The following is a 19,906-nucleotide window of genomic DNA, read 5'->3' as shown; positions in this document are numbered from 1 at the left end:
CACAGGGGCTACTGCCGTGCCCACTGCTCCTTGGTGATCTCGTAGCGCACGCCCCCGTGCTCCGAGCCCTCGACCATCTCCATGTCGGGGGGAGTGGGAACGGTGTCCGCGAGCGTCATGGCGAGTTTCTCCATCACGTTGCGCGAACCGTGGTTCACGGCCATCGTCTCGGCCCAGACCACGCGCACATCGAGCCCGGTGAACGCCTTGGCCAGCAGAGCCCGCGAGGCTTCGGTGGCATAGCCCTTGCCCCAGGCCGCCTGCCGCAGCCGGTAGCCGAGTTCGGCCTCGTCCAGCGGGCCCTGCGGCTCGGGACGCAGGCAGAACCAGCCGATGAACGCGCCGCCGTCCTTCTCGTGCGCGGCGAACAGGCCGAGATCGCCGTGCCACTTCTCGTAGCCGGCGATGATGTTCGGCAGATGGCGCTCGCGCACAATCTCGGGGGCGGTCGGACGACCCCCGCTCAGATAGCGCATCACCGCGGCGTCGCTGTCCAACTCGATCAGCAGGTCCGCGTCGCCGGCAGTGAAGCGGCGCAGGGTCAGGCGTTCGGTCTCCAGATAGGTGTCCACACAACTGATCGTGCCCAAAGCAGGGCGGCCGGTTCAACGGCTTTACTCGGGGTGCTGTCGGCGAACCCCCAGGTGCCGGCACGGAATTCGCGCGGAGGCCGACACCGCGGTGGGGCGCCCGCGGAACTCAGGTCGTGGCGGACGCCCGACCGTCTTCCCGGCCCTCGGGGCCCGGCCTGGCGGCATGGCTTCCTCCTAGCCCCAACTGCCCTGCGGGCAGCGACTCGTTCGAGCGGGGACCGTTCCGCGCCGAACCCGTGATCGCCGCCGCGACCGCGCCACTGCCGGTCAGGCCCCGTTCACCCCACCGCACTTGTCGATCTCACAGCCCGAGAACGCATCAGCTCCGGCCGCCCCCGCTGCTTCCCGCGCCCCATCATCGGCCATGCGCCTTGAAGTTGGCTCGAGGTTCGATTGGCGCCGGCTGGGCGCGCCGGCCCTCGCCGCCCGAAGTCGCGCACAATGGCCGAGGAATTGCCTGCCCAGAATCCACGACAGGTGAAATGCGCCCGTGGAAATGGAGAGTTCACGAATGGCGAACGAGAGGGTAGACGCCGGTATCGCGAGTCCCGGCACTCCGGATGCTTGGCGCATCGCGGAGTTGGAACGCGAGATCCAAGAGCTTCGCCGCACCAACAAGGCGCTGCGGATATGCGTGGCCAGGCAGCTCGAACTCGATTCCGAAATTGCGGCGTCCGGCCAGACGGCCGCGGGAATCGGCGTCACGAACGGCGTCACGAACGGCGTCGGGAACGGCGTCGGGAACGGCGTCACGAACGGCGTCTTGACGGGCGTCGCGAACGCGGGCCGGGACCATGCGGCCGCGGCACCCGGGCGCGCGGAGGACGCCCGGCGGGCCGGCCGGCGGGCGCCGCAGATGCCCGCGGCGCGTCCCGCGGTCGCGTTGCGCGCCCTGGGTCCGATCGAGGCCGCCGTCGGCGGCCGCCTGGTCGACCTGGGCGCGCCCAAGCAGCGCGCCCTGCTGGCACTGCTGGTCAGCAAGGTGGGCCGGCCGACGACATTCGACGTGATCGTCGAGGAGCTGTGGACCGGGCACCCGCCGCCCGCGGCCGTCTCCTCGCTCCACGCGTATGTCGCCAATCTGCGGCGGGTGCTGGAGCCCGGCCGCGCGCCCCGCACCCGGCCGACGGTGCTGCGCACCTACGGACGCGGCTATCTGCTCGACAACCGGGCCGTCCAGGTCGACGTAGACCGCTTCGGCGAACGGGCCGTGGCCGGCTGGCAGGCCCTGGACCGGGGCGATCCGCACAGCGCGGTACACGAGTTCGAGGCAGCGCTGGCGCTGTGGCGCGGGCCCGCCTACGCCGAGGTCGCGGACACCGACTGTGTGCGGCCCGACGTGGCACGGCTGGAGGAACTGCGGCTGTCGGTGGCCGAGGGACGCTGCGCGGCCCTGCTCGCCGCCGGCGCCCACGAGATCGCGGCGGCCGAACTGGAGGCCTTCGTCCAGGACCACCCCTTGCGTGAATACGGCTGCGAACTGCTGAGCCTGGCCCTCTACCGGGCGGGCCGGCAGGTCGACGCGCTGGCGGTGCTGCGCACCAACCAGCGGTGGCTGGCACAGGAGTTGGGGATCGATCCGCGGCCGGCGCTGCAACGGCTGGAGGAGCAGATACTCAACCACGCGCCGTCCCTGGACTGGCGACCGCAGCCCCGGACGGACACCAGGCCGGCCCGGCGCCCCGCGACGCTGCCGGAGCAGCGCGCACCGCACTGGAGCGCCCGCCGCCAGCCCGCCCATCACGGGATACTGCCGCGGGGCGACTTCCTGCGCTCACCCCTGCCGGCGGAGCTGTAGCCGTACCCGGCGCACACCCGCGCCGGGCTGCCGATACGCCCCCGGCGGCAAGAGGCCCTGCCGGGGGGCCGGCAGGGCGGAAGCGGGCGATCGACGGCACCGGTGAGCGGCCGGCCACTGCTCTGCCCGCCCGAGCGGACGCCACGACGCACCAGGAGCGGCGCGCCCTCGCAGACCCCCGGTGACCTGAGTCAGCCGAAGAGGGCGACGAGTCCGTTCACCCAGATCGCGAGGAACACAAGGGCCGTCACCAGGCAGCCGACGCCCGCCAGCACACCGCCGGCCGTCCACGGCTCGCAGGGCGCCTCGCACTCCCCGCCGTGGTCGTCCCGCCAGGAGGCGGGGTCGTCCCAGTCCACCAGGTGCCCCAACTCCTCGGAGCGGGCGGTCCGCACCGCGACCAGCTGGCCCTGCGCGAAGGCGGTGGCGGCCCTCGCCTCGGGGCCGTGCCAGGCGAGGGCCTTCATCCGCCACCCGGGAGAGCCGTACCGCGCCTCGAAGGCTGCGGTCTCGTCGGCGTCGCGGTCCTCTTCGAGGTACATCCAGCGTCCGGCCTCGGCGGCGTCGCCGTAGAGCCGGTACACCTCGGCCAGACGACGGCGCAGCATCAGGTCGTGCGGGAAGGACGAGAGGAGACCGCGCAGGCGCTGGCGCGCGACGGGAACCCGGCCGGCGGCCAGGTCCTCATCGATGCGGGCAAGGGTCTCGGTCAGGGGCATGAACGCATGATCGGCCACCGCTCCGGCCTACGTCGACATGGTTTCGCCGCTCAGGACCCGCTTGCTCCCGACGGCGCCGGCCGTACCTCGCCGAGACGGGACACCGCCAGGTACGGCACGGCCCTCGACCGTGCCGAACAGCCTGTCCACCCGCCCGCGTGCGGCAGCGCGGCCGCTTCGGCCGAGCCGCGGGGAGGAAGCCGTCGTCCGGGGTGTCTGGAGTGTCCGGGGGCGTCGGCCGCGGAGCGGGCGCTGACGCAGGTGCCTGTGCGCGGTACTGCCCCGGCGGCCGTCACGCGGGCACCGAGCCCGCGGCGCGCGGGCGGCCGGGGCGGCCCGCCGGGCGCGGCGGACAGCACGACGCACCACCCCCGGACCGGAGATGGTGCGTCGACGTGCTGTGGGGTCAGGCCCCGCTCATGCCTTGGCGGTCTCGGGGGAGTGCGCTGCGGCAGGCGCCGGAGCGGGGACGGGCCCTTCCGCCAGTACTTCGGCGGCCTCGGCGTGCGCGTCCCGCTTCTCGGCGCTCACCTTCCCGAGCAGGAACAGCGCGATCACACCCGCGGCGGCGAGGACGCCCGCGGCGAAGTACAGCGCCAGTGCGTATCCGTCGGAGGCGACCGCCGGGAGGTTGCCCTCCGCCGCGTGGTCGGTGACGTAGCGCAGGGCGATGGGCACCAGGATGGCGAGGCCGAGTGCCGCGCCGATCTGCTGCATCGAGGTCTGCACGCCGGAGGCCAGACCCGCTTCCTGCCCGCTGACCTCGTGCAGTCCGCCGTTGATCAGGAGGGGGAAGCCCATGCCGTTGAAGAACGCGAAGAAGATCAGCCCGGGCATGACCCCGCCGGTGTAAGTGGCGTCGGGACCGAAGCCGCTTGCGGCGATGACCTGGCCCACGGCGGCACCGAAGAAGGCGATGACCACGAGGGGCTTGACGCCGACGCGGGGCGCCAGCGCGGTGGACAGGCCCATGCCGACACCCGTCGCGACGGTGAGCGGAATGTAGGCCAGGCCCGTCTCCATCGGCGAGTAGTTCAGCACGTGCTGGAGGTACAGGGTGGCCACGAAGGCATAGGTGTAGAACGACGCGAACGACATCATGCTGATGACGTTGCTCGTCACCCGCGTGCGGTTCTTGAAGAACTTGAGCGGGATCATCGGGTCGGGTACGCGCGCCTCCCACACGATCGTGAAGACCAGCGCGGCGATTCCGCCCAGCAGCGGCAGCAGCACCGTCGAGGAACCCCACGCGTGGTCGGTCGCCTTCAGCAGGCCGTACACGACACCCACCAGGCCGAGGGTGGTCCCGAACGCCCCGACCGCGTCCAGCCGCTGACCCTCGCGGCGGGCCATCCGGCTCTCCGGCATCAGGCGCGGAATCGCGATCAGCGCGAGCACCACGACCGGGATGTTGATGTAGAAGACCCAGCGCCAGTCGATGAAGTCGGTCACCAGACCGCCGGCGACCGAGCCGACGGCCCCGCCGAGTGCGGACAGCCCGCCCCAGATACCCAGGGCCTTCGCGCGCTCCTTGGCGTCGGTGAACAGCACGGCGATGAGACCGAGCGCGGCCGGTGCCGCGAGCGCCTCACCGAATCCCTGGAGGAACCGGCCGGCGACGAGCAGACCGGGGGTGTTCGCGGCACCGCACATGACCGAGGAAACGCCGAAGAGCAGGACGCCCGCCACGAAGATCTTGCGGCGGCCGAACAGGTCGGCCACCCGTCCGCCCAGCAGCAGGAATCCGGCGGCCATCAGCAGATAACCGTTGACGACCCAGGCGAGACCCTCGGTGGTGAAACCGAGGTCGTCCTGGATGTTGGGGAGCGCGATGTTCACGACGGTGACGTCCAGCATGAGCATGAACTGCACCGCGGTGAGTACAGCCAGCGCTTTCCAGCGCAGGGGACTGCCGCCGCTGGGGCCGCCCGCCTGCTCCTGTGAATTCGTGCTTACGGTACTCATGACGTTAGTTGTCTCCCATAATCCGAGGCCGGACGGTTTCTGCCGCTGGCCGGTGTTTCCGCTGGCCGATGATGTAGCGCTCGACGGTGGGCATGAGCTGCTCGGCGATCTCGTCCGATGCCGACGTGATCGGCTCCACGCCTCTCACCGCGAAGCCCTGGATGCCGGCCTGCCCCCGCCGGCAGACGGCGGGCAGGGGCAGGCATCCGGCGGGTCAGGCGAGCACAGGTGTGTAATAGCGCTGGATCGTGGGGCCGAAGAGGTCCAGGAGCTCCTCCTGCGACGCCGACGCGACCGGCTCTATCTTCAGGATGTACCGCAGGATGATCAGACCCCAGACCTGCGCCGCCGCCGCGTTGGCGTGCAGCGGCGGCACCTGGATCAGTTCCGTCGTCGCTTCGCTGAGGTTCGTCACCGACTTCCCCAGCGCCTCCCCGCCCAGGCGGGGGAGCTGGGACGACATCCACTGGCGCATCTGCGCCGCTCCCGCGTCGCTGCTGACGGCGACGCGGAAGGCCTCGAGGACCTGCGGCCCTGTCTGGGGGTCCTCGAAGGTCTTCAGGAGCGTACCGACGAGGCGCTCGCCCAGCTCCTCACGAGGCCCGGAGAGCGCCGCCGCCCCGGCCTGCGCAATGGCGCGCCCGTACGCGGCCAGGGCAGCCGCGCCCTCTACCTCGACCTCAACAGCTTCAGACATGTTTCCTCCAGATATCTGCAACGTCGGCCACGAGCCGGGCGCGGCCGGTCGGGTAAGCGCCCACACCGTTGCTCACCCTGCTCGGCGGCCGCTCGATCTCCACTTGATGCGCCGGCTCGGGGCCTGGTCTCACTGCTGCTTGGGGGCCGATCTCCCGGCCGCCCGCGCGACGGCGGTGACCCTGCCGGGCCCGATCGCCGGGATGGGCTAGGACGCGCTGTCGTCCCGGTCGGCCGCGAAAGCGGCGTTCGAGGCCTCGCGCGCCTTCTGGTAGTAGGCGGCGAGCTTGTAGTACGCCTCGCCGGACGGAGCCAGCGCGACGGCGGAAACGAACTCGCGGCCGCCTTCGTACGCGTGGGGCACGCCGTTCGCGAACGTCTCGATCTCCGGGTGGAAGGGAGCGGGAAGCTCCCCCGGGTTCTGCGTCTTGACGGAGAAGCAGATGCGCTCGACCGCCGAGGAGTCCCAGCCGAAGGTGGGGTACACGGAGAACGACCGCTTGACGAACTCGACGACCGAAGCGTCCGGCTCCGCGAACCCGAACGCGCGCAGCAGCGCGAGCTTGGTCTGCGTCGGAACCGCTGCCACGGCGAGGTACACGTTCAGCGTGCGCTTGGCGTAGTTGATGCCGATGGCCGACACCTTGTCGTCCAGGCCGAGGCTCGTCAGCGTGCCCACATGCTCGGCAAGACCGGGCGGCATGGACGGAATGCCGGCGAACTTCGCCAGCGGCGGGAAGTCGTCGAGCGGGAAGAACGCATAGGACTTCTTGAAGCCGCCGACGATGCCGTACTCGACGCCGTAACTGGCTATGGCGCAGCGCGCCTGGATCTCCGCCAGCAGTGAGCCGACGGGATGGTCCGTCTCCTCGATGAGACCGTTCGCCAGCGCGGTGGCATAGGGATCCAGACCCCTGGGAGTCAGCGAGAAGTCGAAGTCGAGCTCTCCGCGGTGCTGTTCGCCGGCCGCCATGCTGAAAACAATGTGGGCTCCGGGGAATTCGTCTCCGAATGCCTTCACGGCCGGGGACACCTGGTCGGGCGAACAAGGCACGCCCAGCAGCCTGGCCGTTTCCGCAACCGCCGAATAGACCTTATCCAATCCAGCGGGTTCTGGCATGAGCTCCTCCAAGGGTCAGCCTATAAGTGCGGCATGCGCCACCACCGTCGCTCACCCCGCTTGGCGATGACTTGGCGGCCGTCCGGGCCCGTACGACGGCCGAAGACCCCGTGACGGATCCGGTGTCCCTCGAGGGGACTGCCGGCGCAGCCGCCGAAGAGGAACGGCCGGCCGCTGCCGCGGCACACCCCGCCGACGCGCCAGGAACAGGCAACGCGACCGCGAGGCCGCCCGCTTCCCCGTCCACGCCCCCTGGGCACAGTCCCGAAAGGCCGCCGCCCGGACAGCAGGGCTGCCGCCCGGACAGCAGGGCTGCCGCCCGGACCGCAGGGCTGCCGGCCGGACCGCGGGCTGCCGGCCGGACCGCAGGCCGCCGGCCGATCGAGGAGGACGACGAGACCAGCGGACAGCTCGCCGGACCTTGCCCGCCACCAGGGCCGCAGGCGGCCCCCGGCCCGCCCCCGCCTGTCCTCTCTCCCTTCACCTGCCGCCGCCCCCCGGTCCGCTCCCTGCCGTTCCGCTCGGATTCCGCTCCAAGCAGGCTCCACCTCCGCTGCATCCGCACCACGCACGCTGACGCAAGCCACCCCCCCGCCGCGTCTGCGCCCAGCGCCCCAGCGCCCCAGCGCACCAGCCCCGTCCAAGGAGATGTGTCGTGACCACTGCAGTGACCCGCCGGGCCGCCACCGACCAGGAGCCCGCCGCCTCCGCACGGCGCACCGTCGAGGACCTGCTCCAGCGCGTCGAGGACCGGATGAGCTCCTTCCTCGCCGCCGAACGCGCCCGCTACGCCCAGGTCCACGAACACGCCGTCGTCGCCATCGACGCGCTGTCCGACCTCGCCACCGCCGGCGGCAAGCTCGTCCGCCCGGCCTTCTGCCTCACCGGCTACCTCGCCGCGGGCGGCGACCCCGACGACCCCGCCGTCATCGACGCGGCCGCCGCCCTGGAACTGCTGCACATCTCCGCCCTCGTCCACGACGACGTCCTGGACGACTCCCGCACCCGGCGCGGCAAGCCCGCCGTCCACCTCCTGCACTCCACGCTGCACCGCACCCGCGGCTGGCAGGGCGAGTCCCGCCGCTTCGGCGAGGGCGTCGCCCTCCTCGTCGGCGACCTCGCACTGGTCTACTCCGACGAGCTGATGTCCACCGCCCCCTCCGGCGCCTTCGCCGAATGGCACCGCCTGCGCTCCGAAGTGATGATCGGCCAGTACATGGACGTCGCCGCCGCCGCCGAGTTCAACATCGACCCCGACCTCTCCCGGCTCATCGCCCTGATCAAGTCCGGCCGCTACACCATCCACCGCCCCCTGGTCGTCGGCGCGAGCGCGGCGGGCCGCGCCGACCTCGCCCCCGCCCTCGCGGAGTACGGCGAGGCGGTCGGCGAGGCCTTCCAGCTCCGCGACGACCTGCTGGACGCGTTCGGCGACTCCGCCCGGACCGGCAAGACGGCCGGCCTCGACTTCAGCCAGCACAAGATGACCCTCCTGCTGGGCTGGGCCATGCAGCGCGACGCCCACATCCGCGACCTCATCACCGAACCGGGACACACCCCCGACGAGATACGCCGCCGCCTGCTGGACACCGGTGTCCCCGAGGACGTCGAACGGCACATCGCCTCCCTCGTCGAGCGGGGCCGCGCGGCCATCGCCGACGCCCCCCTGGACCCGCAGTGGCGCGGCGAACTGGCGAACATGGCCCTGCGCGTGGCCTACCGCGACAAGTGACCCGCCCCCGTACGGCAGTTGGAGGAAGAATGTCGGAAACCACGCAGCTGGCGGACCTCTTCGCCGGTGTCGAGGAATCGGCGGGACTCATCGACGTGGCCTGCTCACGAGAGAAGGTCTGGCCCGTCCTCGAGGCGTTCGAGGACGCCATCCCGCAGGCCATCATCGCCTTCCGGGTGGCGACCAACGCCCGCCACGAAGGGGAGTTCGACTGCCGCTTCACCATCCCGCGGCACATCGACCCCTACCTGCGCGCCCGCGACCACGGCTTCATCACCCAGACCGGCCGCCCCGCGGAGACCCTGCTCCACGACATCCAGCAACACTGCCCCATCGACAGCTACGGCATCGACTTCGGAATCGTCGGCGGCTTCCGCAAGATCTGGGTGTACTTCCCCGGCGGCCACAGCCAGAGCCTCGCCGAACTGCGCGACCTGCCCTCCATGCCGCCGAGCCTCGCCGAGAACTTCGCCTTCTTCGCCGACCGCGGCCTGGCCGACAAGATAGACGTCGTCGCGATCGACTACCGCAACAACACCGTCAACCTGTACTTCACCGGATTCCCCGACCACCTGCGCCGGCCCTCCGAGGTCCTGGCCATGCACCGCGCCACCGGCATGCCCGACCCCAGCGAGCAGATGCTCAGGTTCTGCGAGAAGGCCTTCGGCTTCTACGCCACCCTGAGCTGGAACTCGGCGACCGTCGAACGCATCGCCTTCAGCGTGAAGACCCGCGACCCGCTGGCGCTGCCCGCCCGGCTCGGCCCCAAGATCGAGCACTTCCTCAACAGCGTCGCCTACGGCGGCGACGACCCCAAGATGGTGTACGCGGCCATGACGTCGTCGGGCGAGGAGTACTACAAACTCCAGCAGTACTACCGCTTCCAGGCGCGCAGCCGGCTGGACCTGATGCCGTCGATCGACCATGCCGCCGACGCCGCGTAGCGCGAGCGGCCCCGCGCAGTTCCGGTTCCACCGGATGGAGCCTCTCCTGCGCGGCCGCCCGCTGCGCACCGTCTCGGTGGACGGCGCGAGGGCCGAGTTCGTCACCGACGCGGCCCTGGTGCGCCGCATCCTCGTCAAGGACGGCAAGCACTACGGCAAGGGCGAGCTCTTCCAGAAGGCCAGGATCCTCAGCAGGGCGGGGCTGCTCGCCCAGGACGACGCCCTGCACCGGCACTACCGGCGGCTGGCCCACCCCTACCTGCGCACCGCCGCGGTCGCCGGCCACGCCCCGGTCATGGAGGAGACCGCCCGGGACACGGCGGCCCTGTGGCGTCCCGGACAACTCGTCGACATCCAGGCCGAGATGTGCCGCGCGGCCAGCGGCATCGCGCTGAACACCCTCTTCGGCGCGCTGGCGCGCGAGACGTCGAACGCCCTCGGCGCACACCTCGCGGCCCTGTCCTGGGAAATGATCAGAAAACCGCTGTACGGCAGGGCGGCCCGCTCGCAGCAGTCCTCCCAGCGGCTGGCCAGGGCGTTCACCGGCTTCCGTACGCTGCTCGCCTCGTGCGTCACCGGCCGGCTCGGCTCCCCGGCCGCGACCGGCGACCACCTCTCGGCGCTGCTGGCGGACACCGGGCCCGGCGGCACCGCCGCCCTGAGCGCCGATCAGATCTGCGACGAGGCCGTCATGATGCTGACCGCGGCCACCGTCACCACCGCCTCGGTGATGTCCTGGGCCCTGTACCTGCTCGCCGAGGACCCCCTGATCGAGGAGAAGGTCCTCAAAGACCTGGCACACACCACAGCCACAGCCACAGCCACGGGCACAGCCACAGCCACAGCCACTGGCGCGGGCGTCCGCCCCGGCCACGGGCAGGGCCCGCCCGGCTACGCCCTGCGCTTCCTGATGGAGGTACTGCGGCTCTACCCGCCCGTCTGGATCACCTGCCGCAAGACCCTCTGCGACGTCACCCTCGGCGAGCACGCCCTCCCCGCGGGCACCCACGTGATGTTCAGCTCCTACCTGCTGCACAGAGACCCCGACCGCTATCCGGACCCCCACCGCCTCGACCCGGACCGCTGGCTCTCCCTCAGGCCGACCGCGCAGGACGCGTCCTACATCCCCTTCGGCGCCGGCGCCCGCGGATGCGTCGGAGAGGCCTTCGCCTGGAAGGAACTCGAGATCCTGCTCGGCGCGGTGGCCCGCGAATGGCAGCTGACCCTCCCACCCGGCACCCGGGTCCGCGCCGCGGCGCACACCACCCTGCACCCCCAACGCCTGCACATGGTCCCCCAGCCGCGCTAGGGCCCCTCTTCACCCACGTACACCCACTACGCGGATCATGCCCCGCCCTGCGATGCACCGCACCGGACACCACGGCCGCCTGATCCGGCCCGATCCGGAAGAAGCGCCCTGGTCCGCCCCCGACCGCGCACCCACGCCCCACATCCCTTTCCCGATCGCGCGCCCCGACAAGCCGAGGAGTGCCGCCATGGCGACCCCCACGACACACGAACGGACAGCCGAGATCACCTCCCGGGCCGGGGCCGAGGCCCGCTCCATGGCAGGCACCGGCCCCGGCCACGCCCACCGCCCGCGGCGCGACCCCCTGGCGGCCGCCGCGCTGCGCACCCACGGCAGGCTGTCGGCCGGACTGCGCCACAGCGCCCCGCTGCCCGCCCTCGGCCCGACCGGCGCAACGGTGCACGCACTCGCCGCCTTCCTCGCGGTGTACGCCGCCCAGGACCCCGACGCCCCGACGACCGGCCGGGACCGCCACCGACGCCCCGACGACCGGCCGGCGACCCACCGAGGCGAGGACGGCGTCGCGGACACCGCAGGCGCAGGCCCGCGGTGAACAGGTCGCCCGGTGCGGCGGGTCGGCCCGTCTCCACGGCGACACGGAAGCGTTCAGCAGGTGACGGCGGCCAGGTTGCCGGCCTCGGGCACCCCTGACCTCCCATCACCCAAGGATACGATTAGTCATTTTGTTGAGTATGATGAGTGGCGGACGAGGCGAAGAGGCCGCCGCAACTGCGCGGCGACGCGGACGAAGAGGCCACCGGGACCGGTGCCCGCGGATCGCAACCGTCCCGCGGGAAAGGCGGACGGCACATGCCGAGCGGTGAATACCTGCGCTACGTCGCCCTGGGCGACAGCCAGACCGAAGGGCTGGGCGACGGCGACGACACCGTCGGCCTGCGCGGCTTCGCCGACCGGTTCGCCGAGCACCTCGCCGCCCTCAACCCCGGGCTCAGGTACGCCAATCTGGCCGTACGCGGACATACCGCCGGACAGGTCCGCACGGAACAGCTGGGGCCTGCCCTGGCCCTGCGCCCCGACCTGGCCACCGTCGTCGCCGGAGTCAACGACCTGCTCCGGCCGCGGTACGGCGCCGCAGAGGTGGCCGGGCACCTGGAAGAGATGTTCGCCGCGCTCACGGATGCCGGGACCCACGTCGTGACACTGACCTTCCCCGACGTCGCGAAGATCGCGCCCCTTGCCCGGCCCGTCAGGTCCCGCGTGTTCGACCTCAACACCCGCATCCGCGCCGCGGCCGCCCGTCACGGGGTCACGGTCGCCGAAACCGGCCGGCAGGCCGTCACCACCGACCCCCGGCTGTGGACCGCGGACCGACTCCACGCAAGCGCCCTCGGCCACGAACGGATCGCCGCAGCCCTCGCCCAAGCCGTCCGCCTGCCCGGAAGCGACGACGCCTGGACACTTCCCCTCCCGCCACAGAGGGTTCCCGCGGGCCGGCAGGCCGCAGCAGCCGAACTGCGCTGGGCGGCCGCACACCTCGGCCCCTGGCTCGGACGCCGTCTGCGCGGCCGGTCCTCCGGCGACGGCCGCACCGCGAAACGCCCCCGGCTCCTGCCCGTGCATGCCACGCCCGACTCCGCGGCGGACACCGGGCAACGCCCATCCCCATAGGAACAGCGCGGGCGTCACACCGGCGCAGGCCTGGCACCCGACGGAACCTCGACACCATCGCGTGAGGGAACCTCAACACCATCGCGTGAGGGACCTCAACGCCGTGCGTGGCGGATCTTCAGCCGTCCGAACCCCATGGCCCCGGAGATCCGGAACCTCGGCCCGCCGGAGCGGGAACCACGCGGGGCCCTGTACCGCGTGTCCTTCCACCCGGTGTGCAGATCCTCGTACTCGACGATCGCGTCGCGCGGCACCGTGATCTTCGCCCCGCCGGTGCCGAGCTGCAGCTCGATGTCGACCACCGGATGCTCGACGACCGCCCGCGACAGGTCCAGACGCACCCGTGCGAACGCGGACTCGACCTTGAGGAACCGAGGTACCCGCCATGCCCCGCCGCGCTTGATCCGTCCGCCGGCCGCGGCGATCGTGGACGTCGTGCCCGCATCCTCCTCCGGCACCGAGGCCAGCGCCGCCACGAGCTCGCCGTGCGTGGTGACGGTGAGCACCCGGTGCAGGCGTTCGTCCAGCTCCTCGTGCGAGAGGTGACCTTCGGCGTACGCCTCCCGCAGGCGCCGCACGGCCGTGTCGCGGTCCTCTTCGCCGATCAGCGGCGGCCGGTCGTCCGGCAGAGCGGTCACCCTCGCACCCTACTGCCGGCCCGGCGACGCGCACACGGCCGGTGCGCCCCGCCGTACCCCCGGACACCGGCAGCCTCCGGCCGAACGGCCCGGCGCCCTCCGGCCACGACCCGCCGCACCTCGCGGACCGTACGGCGGCCCGCCGGCGGACACCGCGTCAGCCGACGACACGCCAGCCGACGACACGCCAGCCGACGACACGCCAGCCGACGAACACGCCAGCCGACGACGCGTCAGAGATGACGACACGCCGGAGGCGACGGCACATCAGCCGACGGCACATCAGCCGACGTTGCCTCAGCCGTACGCCGCGGCATCCGATCACGCGCACTGTTCAGCAGAGCACGCGCACTGTTCAGCAGCGGGGGCCACCGGGCAGCCAGGCCAGGCCCTCGTGCGGCCGCCGGTCCGCCGGCGGGTCATCGGCCGGCGAAATGCGCTTCGCGGTAGTCGTCGAGCCGGTCGAGGACCAGCAGCAGGATGCCGCGAAGCAGGCTGTCGTGCCGGCCGCTCCCGGCAGGCCCGCCCTGCTGTGCGCCGATCACCCGGGCCCGGGCGACCGGTTCCGCGGGATCGGCGCCGGCCAGCGCGCGGACCAGCGCGTGCCGCACGGCGTCCGGCAACGGGCCGGGGCCCTCGCAGGGATGACGGGAGCGGGCCGGTACACCCCGGAATCCTGCTGCCTTCAGTGAAGCTCCGGCTGGACCTCGGTCAGTCGATGCCTTCGACGATGCGGAAGTCGCGCTCGACGCCGTCGGAGAGGGCGACCAGCGCCTCCTGGTAGGCCGCACTCTCGTGCGCCGCGACGGCCTGCTCGAAGCTGTCGAACTCGATCAGGACGGTGCGCTCGGCGATTCCGGCGTCATGCGCCACGACCCGACCGCCACGGGCGAAGGTCCGACCGCCCCCGGCCTTGACGGCCGGAGCGGCCAGCTTGTTGTAGGCAGCCAGCTTCTCAGGGTCTGAAATGGTGCGGTAGGCGCTGACCCAGTAGCCCTTGGGCATGGAACCTCCAGTGTTGGGATGAGTGCATCTGACTTACGGGTTGGTCTCGCACGAGCGTCGGCGGGCGAGAGCGAGGCTTGCAAGCGTCGTGATCGCCATGGCGCCGATGCCGACCAGCGCCGCGGTGGTGTAGGCGCTGTCGTCGGGGAAGAGACGGCCGGGGCCGGTGCCCGCGGCGAGGATCAGACCGCCGATGGCGCTGCCCAGGGAGTACCCGACGCTGCGGACGACGTAGTGGAAGCTCATGGCGCTCGACGTCTCGCTCTTGGGGGTGACGGCCAGGATGACGCCGGGCATCGCGGCCGAGAAACCGCCGACGCCGAAGCCGAGCACGCCCATCGCCGCGAACAGTTCGGCCGGGTCCGACCGGGCCGCCGCGAACAGGGCGAACCCGCCGCCGACCACGACGGCGCTGCCGGCCAGGAGCAGGGGGTCGGCGATCCGCGTCCGGAGCCGCGGCGTGAGCTTGCCGGCGACGAACCCCAGCACCGAGAACGGGATGAGGACCAGCCCGGCGACGAAGGTCGTCAGCCCGAAGCCGTAGCCGGCGCCGTGCGGCGTCTGCGCGTACCGGGTGATGAGCGTGAGCAGGAGGTACATGCCGATCCCGCCCACGAACATGGCGAGGTTCGCCCCGGCGACCGCCGGGTGCCGCACCGCCCGCACGTCGACCAGGGGCGTCGTGCTGCGCAGCTCGATGAGGGCCCAGACGCAGAGCAGCACCACCGCGACGACGGCGAGGCCCGCCGCCACGGCGAGGTGCCGGCTCCACAGATTCCGTTCGCCGGCGAGGAACAGCACCAGGAGCAGCGCGGCGGCCAGGACGACCGCGCCTGCCACGTCCACGTGGGCCAGCCGGCCTTCGGGGGCTTCGGGCATGGAGCGCCACGCGGTCAGGAGGGCGGCGGCGGTGACGACCAGGCCGAGGCCGTAGGCGGCCCGTACCCCGCCGAGCTCGGCGAGCAGTGCGGCCAGCGGGTAGCCGACGCCGGCCCCGATGATCGAGACCACCGAGATCAGGGCGATCACGGCCGCGCTGCGCTCCTCGGGGAGGTGGTCCCGGGCCACGCCCATCATCAGCGCCGTCAGCCCGAGCCCGACGCCCTGGGCCGCCCTGCCGGCCAGCAGCCACGCGAACGGCAGCGGCAGCACGGTGAGCGCGCTGCCGGCGACGACGACCGCCAGCGTGGCGAGGATCGTGGCCCGCCGGTGCGGGCCGGCTCCGAGCCGGCCCAGGACCGGCGTGGCGACGGCGCCGCTGAGCAGCGCGACGGTCAGCGTCCACTGCGCGCTGCCGAGCGAGACGTGGAACGAGGTCGCCACGCTGGTGACGAGCGGCGTCCCGAGGCTGGCGACCGCCGCCACGACCAGAGCGATGAACATCAGGGCGGGGACCAGCAGCCGCGCCTCGGAACGCGCCACCGGCAACGCCTTCACCGCGACCCCGCCGACCGGCTGCCCGGTCACTGCTTCGGCCCTTCGCGGTCCTGGCTTTCGAGCTCTGCCAGATGCTTCAGCGCCGGAAGGGCCGCCACCAGCGCCTCGACCTCGTCGCCGGTGAGCTCGCCGATCAACCGCTCGAACGCGTGGACGCCCGCCTGGCGCCGCGTCCGGGCATAGGAGGCGCCGGCCTCGGTCAGGCACACCAGCGTGACCCGCTTGTCGGACGCGTCGCCCCGCCGCTCGACCAGGCCGGACTCCTCCATCACCCGGACCAGGGCGGTCATCGCGGGCTGGGTGACGCCCTCGACCGCGGCCAGATCGGTGATGCGCCGCGGGCCGGTCCGGTCCAGGGTGGCCAGGGTGGCGGCGGACGTCAGGCTCATGTCCCGGGGCAGGCGTCTCGCGGCCCTGGTGGCCAGGCCGTAGAGGGCTGCCCCGATGGCGGCGGACGCGCCAGGAGCGGTGTCTTGACGACTCATGCTCGAAGCATAGCGCTTTTATATTCATAGTTTATGGAAATGGTCCGACTGGCGCGGGCGGCGCGCCCCTTGGTCGGTGACCCGATGTGCGCGCGGCCGGGAACATGTCTGGCTGCTGCCATGACCGAATTCAGCGCGACCGAACGTGCGTACCTGATGTCGCAGCGGCTGGGGCGCCTCGCGACGGTCGACCCGTCGGGGCAGCCGCAGGCCAATCCCGTGGGGTTCTTCCTGCGAGAAGACGGCACGATCCCTGATCGGCGGATTCGCCATGGGACGGACGAAGAAGTGGCGCAACCTGCGCAAGAACCCGAAGGCCGCGCTCGTCGTGGACGACGTCGTGAGCCTGCGGCCCTGGACCGTGCGCGGCGTGGACATCCGAGGAGAGGCCGAACTCCTCATCGGCCCGCACGAGTTGGGCCCGCACTTCAGCGAGGAGGTGATCCGCGTCCACCCCGGGCGGATCCACAGCTGGGGCCTCGGGAGCTAGCCGCAGCACCCACCCCTCCCGAGGCACGGGCAGGGCTCGTGTGATGCTGGCGCAATGACCGATCGACACGGGGTTGTCATCGTCCGCTGGCCAGGTCAGAGCCCTGCGGCGGCCCGGCCGGCCGAGCTGCTGGCGGCCTACCACCTGCGGACGCAGGCCGAGAAGGGCCACCCGGTCGCCGACGCGGACGCGCTGCCGGACCGCTACCGGACGGAAATCCTCAACCCGCGGGCCGCGTTCGCCGACGACACCGTGCTGATGGCCCTGAGCGGTGACACGGCCGCGGGCTGCCTCGTCCTGACCGCCCCCGCGGGCGGACGCTCGGAGATCAAAAGACTCTGGACGGACCCGGCGTTCCGCGGCCGCGGCATCGCGTCCGCCCTGATCGGCGCCGCGCTCGCGCACGCCGCAAAGAACAGCGTCGGCACGGTACGGCTGTCGGTGTGGGAATGGCGGACGGGTGCCATCGCCCTGTACGAACGGTTCGGCTTCACCGTCGCCGAGCCGTGGGAGAGCCGGGACCGGCTGGTCTGCATGGAGCGCACCGTGTGAGAGACCACCGCCACAGGGCGCCCCGTGCCACCGGCAGACCGGACGCCGCCACCCGCGCCGAACGCGCAAGACCGCGCCGCCCGTCGTGCAGACCGCGCGGCGCCTGCCGCATCCGTACGCCCGCCCGGCAGGGAAGACGACAGCAGGGCTCCCGTTTCGTGCATCCCCCGAACCGGGACGGGAGCCCGCCCGGCCTTCCGTGCGGCCGGTTGAGGGGGGCGGGAATGCCGCTGTGGTGGCGGGTGTTGTGCAGGACGTGGTCGTGAGGGGGACAGTGTCCCCGGGCCTCACCTATTGCCTGCGGGGACGATCGTCCGGCTGAAGCCCCGCAGAGCCTTTCGCCGCGAAGGCGACCGCCCCTTCACGACCACACCCCCCCGCCCCCACCCCCGCCCCTGGCCCCGGCAACGAGCCGGAGGGCCCCGGCAAGTCGCCTTCCAACACAGGACATCGACCGGTGTGAGCAGGCTGCGCGTCTACTGCCACTCCCGCCCGGCGGACCAGCCGGACATCGTCCGGGAAGCCGACGTCGTGGTGGCGCCCGTGGGACGGCCCCGGCTGATCCGGGGCGAGGACATCAAGCCCGGCGCGGTGGTGATCGACGCCGGCTACAACCCGGGCAACATGGGCGACGTGGACTTCGACACCGCCCTCACCCGAGCCCGCCTGATCACCCCGGTGCCCGGCGGCGTCGGCCCGATGACCATCGCCGTCCTGCCCGCCCAGACCGTCGACGCCGCCGCGGGCCGACTCGGCATCGCGCACCACTGACCCTTCCCCCGGGGCACGCACCCGCCCGCTCTCCCGCCGTCTGCCAGAGCCGCCCGGATCCTCAACCGGCGGCCGCAGCAGCCACAAGCGGCCCCCGCGCGACGCCGGCACCGGCGTCGCGCGGGGGCCGTCCGTGCCTGGCGAACGAGACGCCGACGACCGCGAAGCCCGGAGCCGGTGTGAGGGAGGCCATAATTCCTGTCGGCCGATCTTGGAATGCGTGGGCATGCGCCACCGCTGCACTGCTTGTGGGCCTTCCCTGCCCTGGGGGGCGCACCGGGCAACGGTGGCCGGCGCGACTGGCCACAGGAGCAGGACACCCCGTGGTCCCGCCTGCTCCGCCACGATCCGGACCGCCGCCCGCGAAAGGTACCTCCGCTCCATGCCACTGGCCCTGCTGGCCCTTGCCCTCGTCGCGTTCGGTATCGGTACGACCGAGTTCGCCACGATGGGGCTGCTGCCCCAGATCGCCGACGGGGTCGGCGTGTCCGTTCCGCACGCCGGCAACATCGTCTCCGCCTACGCGCTCGGCGTCGTCGTCGGCGCCCCGCTCCTGACGGGCATCGGCGCGCGCATCGCCCACAAACGACTGCTGCTCCTGCTGTCCGCCCTGTTCGTCATCGGCAACGTCGCGTCCGCCCTCGCACCCGGCTTCGGCCTGCTGTTCGCCGCACGCTTCCTGGCGGGCCTGCCCCACGGAGCACTGTTCGGCGTGGGCGCCGTCGTGGCCTCCCGGCTGGTCGCCCCCGAACGCGCCGGGCGGGCCGTGTCGAGGATGTTCCTCGGACTCACCATCGCCAACATCATCGGCGTCCCGGCCGGCACGGCTCTCGGACAGCAACTGGGCTGGCGCTACGCCTACTGCGCCGTCGCCGTGATCGGCCTCGTCGCGCTGGCCGCGCTGGCCGCCTTCGTCCCCCACCAGCCCCGCAGCAACCAGGCCGGCATCCGGCACGAACTGCGCGCCATGGGCAACAGGCAGGTCGCCCTCGGCCTGGCCACCGCCGTCGTGGGATTCGGCGGTTTCTTCGCCGTCTACAGCTACCTGGTGCCGATCCTGACCCATCTGACGGGCCTCGCCGACTCCTCGACGACCTGGGTCCTCGCGCTCTACGGCGCCGGAATGACACTGGGCACGCTCATCGCGGGCCCGCTGACCGACCGTGCCCTGCGCCCGACGCTGTACGGAGGGCTGGCGCTGCTGGGCGCGTCGCTCGTGACGTTCTACTTCACGGTCCACAGCACCGTTCCCGCCCTGGTGACACTCGCCTTCATGGGCGCGATGGGCGCGCTGGTCACCACCCCGGTGCAGATGCTGCTCATGGCCAAGGCGAAGAACGCCCCGACGATGGCGGCGGCCTCCAACCACTCCGCCTTCAACCTGGCCAACGCCGGCGGCGCCTGGCTCGGCGGCCTGGCCATCTCGGCCGGCTGGGGCTGGGCCTCGCCCGCCCTGGTCGGCGCGACCCTTGCCGCGGCCGGCCTGGCCCTCGCCCTTCTCGCAGGCCTCACCGACCGCGGGAGCGGGCCCTCCGAACTGATCACGTCATCGGCAGCCGAAACCCCGGCCGAAACCCCGGCCGAGGCCCGGCAGATCCCGACGGCCTGACAACGCGTGCACGGTGGCGCGGTACCGGGCCACGAGGCCGCAGCGAGTCCTGGCCCACGAGTCCTGGCCCACGAGTCCTGGCCCACTGGGCCGTGGGGCAGGAGGTCCAGCCCCGGTTGCCCGTCACCGGGAGGAAGCGGACTCCTGCGGAGCAGGGCAGGGGAAGGGCGGTTCGCTGCCAGGGCGGACCGGTGTTCCCCCACAACGATCCGCGTGACGGGAAGCTGACCTTGGCCAAGATGTCCGAGCCCTGGACATCGTGTGGTCGCGTCCCCTGCCCCAGGACGTGGCGCCGTCGACGGTGACCGTGTCGCAGGGGCCGGCCGGGCGCTGGTTCGTGTCCCTGCTCGCCGAAGACGCGACTGTCCAGCCGCTGCCCGCCAACGCGAACGCGGTCGGTATCGACGTCGGCCTGAC

At 72.2% G+C, this 19,906-nt stretch carries 18 protein-coding genes and 3 pseudogenes; 11 read left to right on the top strand and 10 right to left on the bottom strand.

Annotated elements, in window-relative coordinates; genetic code table 11:
* Positions 1-8 precede the first annotated feature (8 nt).
* A complete protein-coding gene (locus tag QQM72_RS36595) occupies positions 9-572 on the bottom strand; it encodes a GNAT family N-acetyltransferase (protein ID WP_314225103.1) in 564 nt (187 codons plus the stop codon).
* A 532-nt stretch (positions 573-1,104) separates the two neighbouring features.
* On the opposite strand from QQM72_RS36595, the gene QQM72_RS36590 reads away from it, so the two are divergent.
* On the top strand, positions 1,105-2,391 hold the full coding sequence (locus QQM72_RS36590; RefSeq protein ID WP_314225102.1) for an AfsR/SARP family transcriptional regulator: 1,287 nt from the start codon (positions 1,105-1,107) through the stop codon (positions 2,389-2,391).
* A gap of 191 nt (positions 2,392-2,582) precedes the next feature.
* Here the strand turns inward: QQM72_RS36590 and QQM72_RS36585 are convergent, their stop codons facing one another.
* From QQM72_RS36585 to QQM72_RS36570, 4 genes are all read right to left on the bottom strand, one after another.
* A complete protein-coding gene (locus tag QQM72_RS36585) occupies positions 2,583-3,110 on the bottom strand; it encodes a DUF6584 family protein (RefSeq protein WP_314225101.1) in 528 nt (175 codons plus the stop codon).
* A gap of 417 nt (positions 3,111-3,527) precedes the next feature.
* Positions 3,528-5,075, bottom strand: a complete 1,548-nt coding sequence (locus QQM72_RS36580) for a DHA2 family efflux MFS transporter permease subunit (protein ID WP_314225100.1) — start codon at positions 5,073-5,075, stop codon at positions 3,528-3,530.
* A 214-nt stretch (positions 5,076-5,289) separates the two neighbouring features.
* Entirely contained in the window at positions 5,290-5,772 is a 483-nt protein-coding gene (locus tag QQM72_RS36575) for a TetR/AcrR family transcriptional regulator (protein WP_314225099.1), read from the bottom strand.
* A gap of 207 nt (positions 5,773-5,979) precedes the next feature.
* Positions 5,980-6,891: an aromatic prenyltransferase gene (locus QQM72_RS36570; protein ID WP_314225134.1), complete on the bottom strand. Its 912-nt coding sequence runs from the start codon at positions 6,889-6,891 to the stop codon at positions 5,980-5,982.
* 655 nt (positions 6,892-7,546) lie between these two features.
* On the opposite strand from QQM72_RS36570, the gene QQM72_RS36565 reads away from it, so the two are divergent.
* From QQM72_RS36565 to QQM72_RS36545, 5 genes are all read left to right on the top strand, one after another.
* Positions 7,547-8,620, top strand: a complete 1,074-nt coding sequence (locus tag QQM72_RS36565; protein ID WP_314225098.1) for a polyprenyl synthetase family protein — start codon at positions 7,547-7,549, stop codon at positions 8,618-8,620.
* Between the two features lie 29 nt (positions 8,621-8,649).
* Positions 8,650-9,564 carry an aromatic prenyltransferase gene (locus QQM72_RS36560; RefSeq protein ID WP_314225097.1) on the top strand — a complete coding sequence of 305 codons (915 nt, stop codon included), beginning with the start codon at positions 8,650-8,652 and terminating at the stop codon, positions 9,562-9,564.
* 34 nt (positions 9,565-9,598) lie between these two features.
* Complete coding sequence (locus QQM72_RS36555) at positions 9,599-10,873, top strand: cytochrome P450 (RefSeq protein ID WP_314225096.1); 1,275 nt, start codon at positions 9,599-9,601, stop codon at positions 10,871-10,873.
* Positions 10,874-11,060: 187 nt separating this feature from the next.
* Positions 11,061-11,426, top strand: a complete 366-nt coding sequence (locus QQM72_RS36550) for a hypothetical protein (protein WP_314225095.1) — start codon at positions 11,061-11,063, stop codon at positions 11,424-11,426.
* Between the two features lie 257 nt (positions 11,427-11,683).
* Positions 11,684-12,502, top strand: coding sequence for an SGNH/GDSL hydrolase family protein (locus QQM72_RS36545; protein WP_314225094.1), 819 nt, complete (start codon positions 11,684-11,686; stop codon positions 12,500-12,502).
* Positions 12,503-12,597: 95 nt separating this feature from the next.
* Here QQM72_RS36545 and QQM72_RS36540 read toward each other — a convergent pair whose 3' ends face one another.
* From QQM72_RS36540 to QQM72_RS36520, 5 genes are all read right to left on the bottom strand, one after another.
* Positions 12,598-13,140 (bottom strand): DUF1707 SHOCT-like domain-containing protein, encoded by a 543-nt coding sequence (locus QQM72_RS36540; RefSeq protein WP_314225093.1) that lies wholly within the window; start codon positions 13,138-13,140, stop codon positions 12,598-12,600.
* Between the two features lie 419 nt (positions 13,141-13,559).
* A complete protein-coding gene (locus tag QQM72_RS36535) occupies positions 13,560-13,763 on the bottom strand; it encodes a hypothetical protein (RefSeq protein WP_314225092.1) in 204 nt (67 codons plus the stop codon).
* Positions 13,764-13,851: 88 nt separating this feature from the next.
* Positions 13,852-14,145, bottom strand: a complete 294-nt coding sequence (locus QQM72_RS36530) for a DUF1330 domain-containing protein (protein WP_314225091.1) — start codon at positions 14,143-14,145, stop codon at positions 13,852-13,854.
* A gap of 33 nt (positions 14,146-14,178) precedes the next feature.
* On the bottom strand, positions 14,179-15,612 hold the full coding sequence (locus QQM72_RS36525; protein ID WP_314225090.1) for an MFS transporter: 1,434 nt from the start codon (positions 15,610-15,612) through the stop codon (positions 14,179-14,181).
* The gene (locus QQM72_RS36520; protein WP_100599479.1) at positions 15,609-15,971 is read right to left on the bottom strand and encodes a MarR family winged helix-turn-helix transcriptional regulator; all 363 of its coding nucleotides are present in this window, start codon (positions 15,969-15,971) and stop codon (positions 15,609-15,611) included. The genes QQM72_RS36525 and QQM72_RS36520 overlap by 4 nt, the downstream gene beginning before the upstream one ends.
* A gap of 216 nt (positions 15,972-16,187) precedes the next feature.
* Here QQM72_RS36520 and QQM72_RS36515 point away from each other — a divergent pair.
* From QQM72_RS36515 to QQM72_RS36495, 5 genes and pseudogenes are all read left to right on the top strand, one after another.
* Positions 16,188-16,557: pseudogene (locus QQM72_RS36515) on the top strand (PPOX class F420-dependent oxidoreductase).
* A gap of 54 nt (positions 16,558-16,611) precedes the next feature.
* Entirely contained in the window at positions 16,612-17,109 is a 498-nt protein-coding gene (locus QQM72_RS36510; RefSeq protein WP_314225089.1) for a GNAT family N-acetyltransferase, read from the top strand.
* 477 nt (positions 17,110-17,586) lie between these two features.
* Positions 17,587-17,880, top strand: a pseudogene (locus QQM72_RS36505) (bifunctional 5,10-methylene-tetrahydrofolate dehydrogenase/5,10-methylene-tetrahydrofolate cyclohydrolase); the annotation flags it as partial.
* A 382-nt stretch (positions 17,881-18,262) separates the two neighbouring features.
* On the top strand, positions 18,263-19,489 hold the full coding sequence (locus tag QQM72_RS36500) for an MFS transporter (RefSeq protein WP_314225088.1): 1,227 nt from the start codon (positions 18,263-18,265) through the stop codon (positions 19,487-19,489).
* Positions 19,490-19,701: 212 nt separating this feature from the next.
* Positions 19,702-19,904: pseudogene (locus QQM72_RS36495) on the top strand (RNA-guided endonuclease TnpB family protein); the annotation flags it as partial.
* Positions 19,905-19,906: the final 2 nt, after the last annotated feature.

The organism is Streptomyces zaehneri (assembly GCF_032248645.1).
GTDB classification, from domain to species: Bacteria; Actinomycetota; Actinomycetes; order Streptomycetales; family Streptomycetaceae; genus Streptomyces; species Streptomyces coriariae.
Note: the sequence above shows the minus strand (reverse complement) of the source record. Positions and strands in the feature narration are given on the sequence as shown.

Bases quoted from the DNA above. Each gene is read 5' to 3' on its own strand.
- QQM72_RS36590 (WP_314225102.1), top strand. From the start codon at position 1,105: ATGGCGAACGAGAGGGTAGACGCCGGTATCGCGAGTCCCGGCACTCCG.
- QQM72_RS36585 (WP_314225101.1), bottom strand. From the start codon at position 3,110: ATGCCCCTGACCGAGACCCTTGCCCGCATCGATGAGGACCTGGCCGCC.
- QQM72_RS36580 (WP_314225100.1), bottom strand. From the start codon at position 5,075: ATGAGTACCGTAAGCACGAATTCACAGGAGCAGGCGGGCGGCCCCAGC.
- QQM72_RS36575 (WP_314225099.1), bottom strand. From the start codon at position 5,772: ATGTCTGAAGCTGTTGAGGTCGAGGTAGAGGGCGCGGCTGCCCTGGCC.
- QQM72_RS36570 (WP_314225134.1), bottom strand. From the start codon at position 6,891: ATGCCAGAACCCGCTGGATTGGATAAGGTCTATTCGGCGGTTGCGGAA.
- QQM72_RS36560 (WP_314225097.1), top strand. From the start codon at position 8,650: ATGTCGGAAACCACGCAGCTGGCGGACCTCTTCGCCGGTGTCGAGGAA.
- QQM72_RS36555 (WP_314225096.1), top strand. From the start codon at position 9,599: ATGGAGCCTCTCCTGCGCGGCCGCCCGCTGCGCACCGTCTCGGTGGAC.
- QQM72_RS36550 (WP_314225095.1), top strand. From the start codon at position 11,061: ATGGCGACCCCCACGACACACGAACGGACAGCCGAGATCACCTCCCGG.
- QQM72_RS36545 (WP_314225094.1), top strand. From the start codon at position 11,684: ATGCCGAGCGGTGAATACCTGCGCTACGTCGCCCTGGGCGACAGCCAG.
- QQM72_RS36530 (WP_314225091.1), bottom strand. From the start codon at position 14,145: ATGCCCAAGGGCTACTGGGTCAGCGCCTACCGCACCATTTCAGACCCT.
- QQM72_RS36520 (WP_100599479.1), bottom strand. From the start codon at position 15,971: ATGAGCCTGACGTCCGCCGCCACCCTGGCCACCCTGGACCGGACCGGC.
- QQM72_RS36510 (WP_314225089.1), top strand. From the start codon at position 16,612: ATGACCGATCGACACGGGGTTGTCATCGTCCGCTGGCCAGGTCAGAGC.
- QQM72_RS36500 (WP_314225088.1), top strand. From the start codon at position 18,263: ATGCCACTGGCCCTGCTGGCCCTTGCCCTCGTCGCGTTCGGTATCGGT.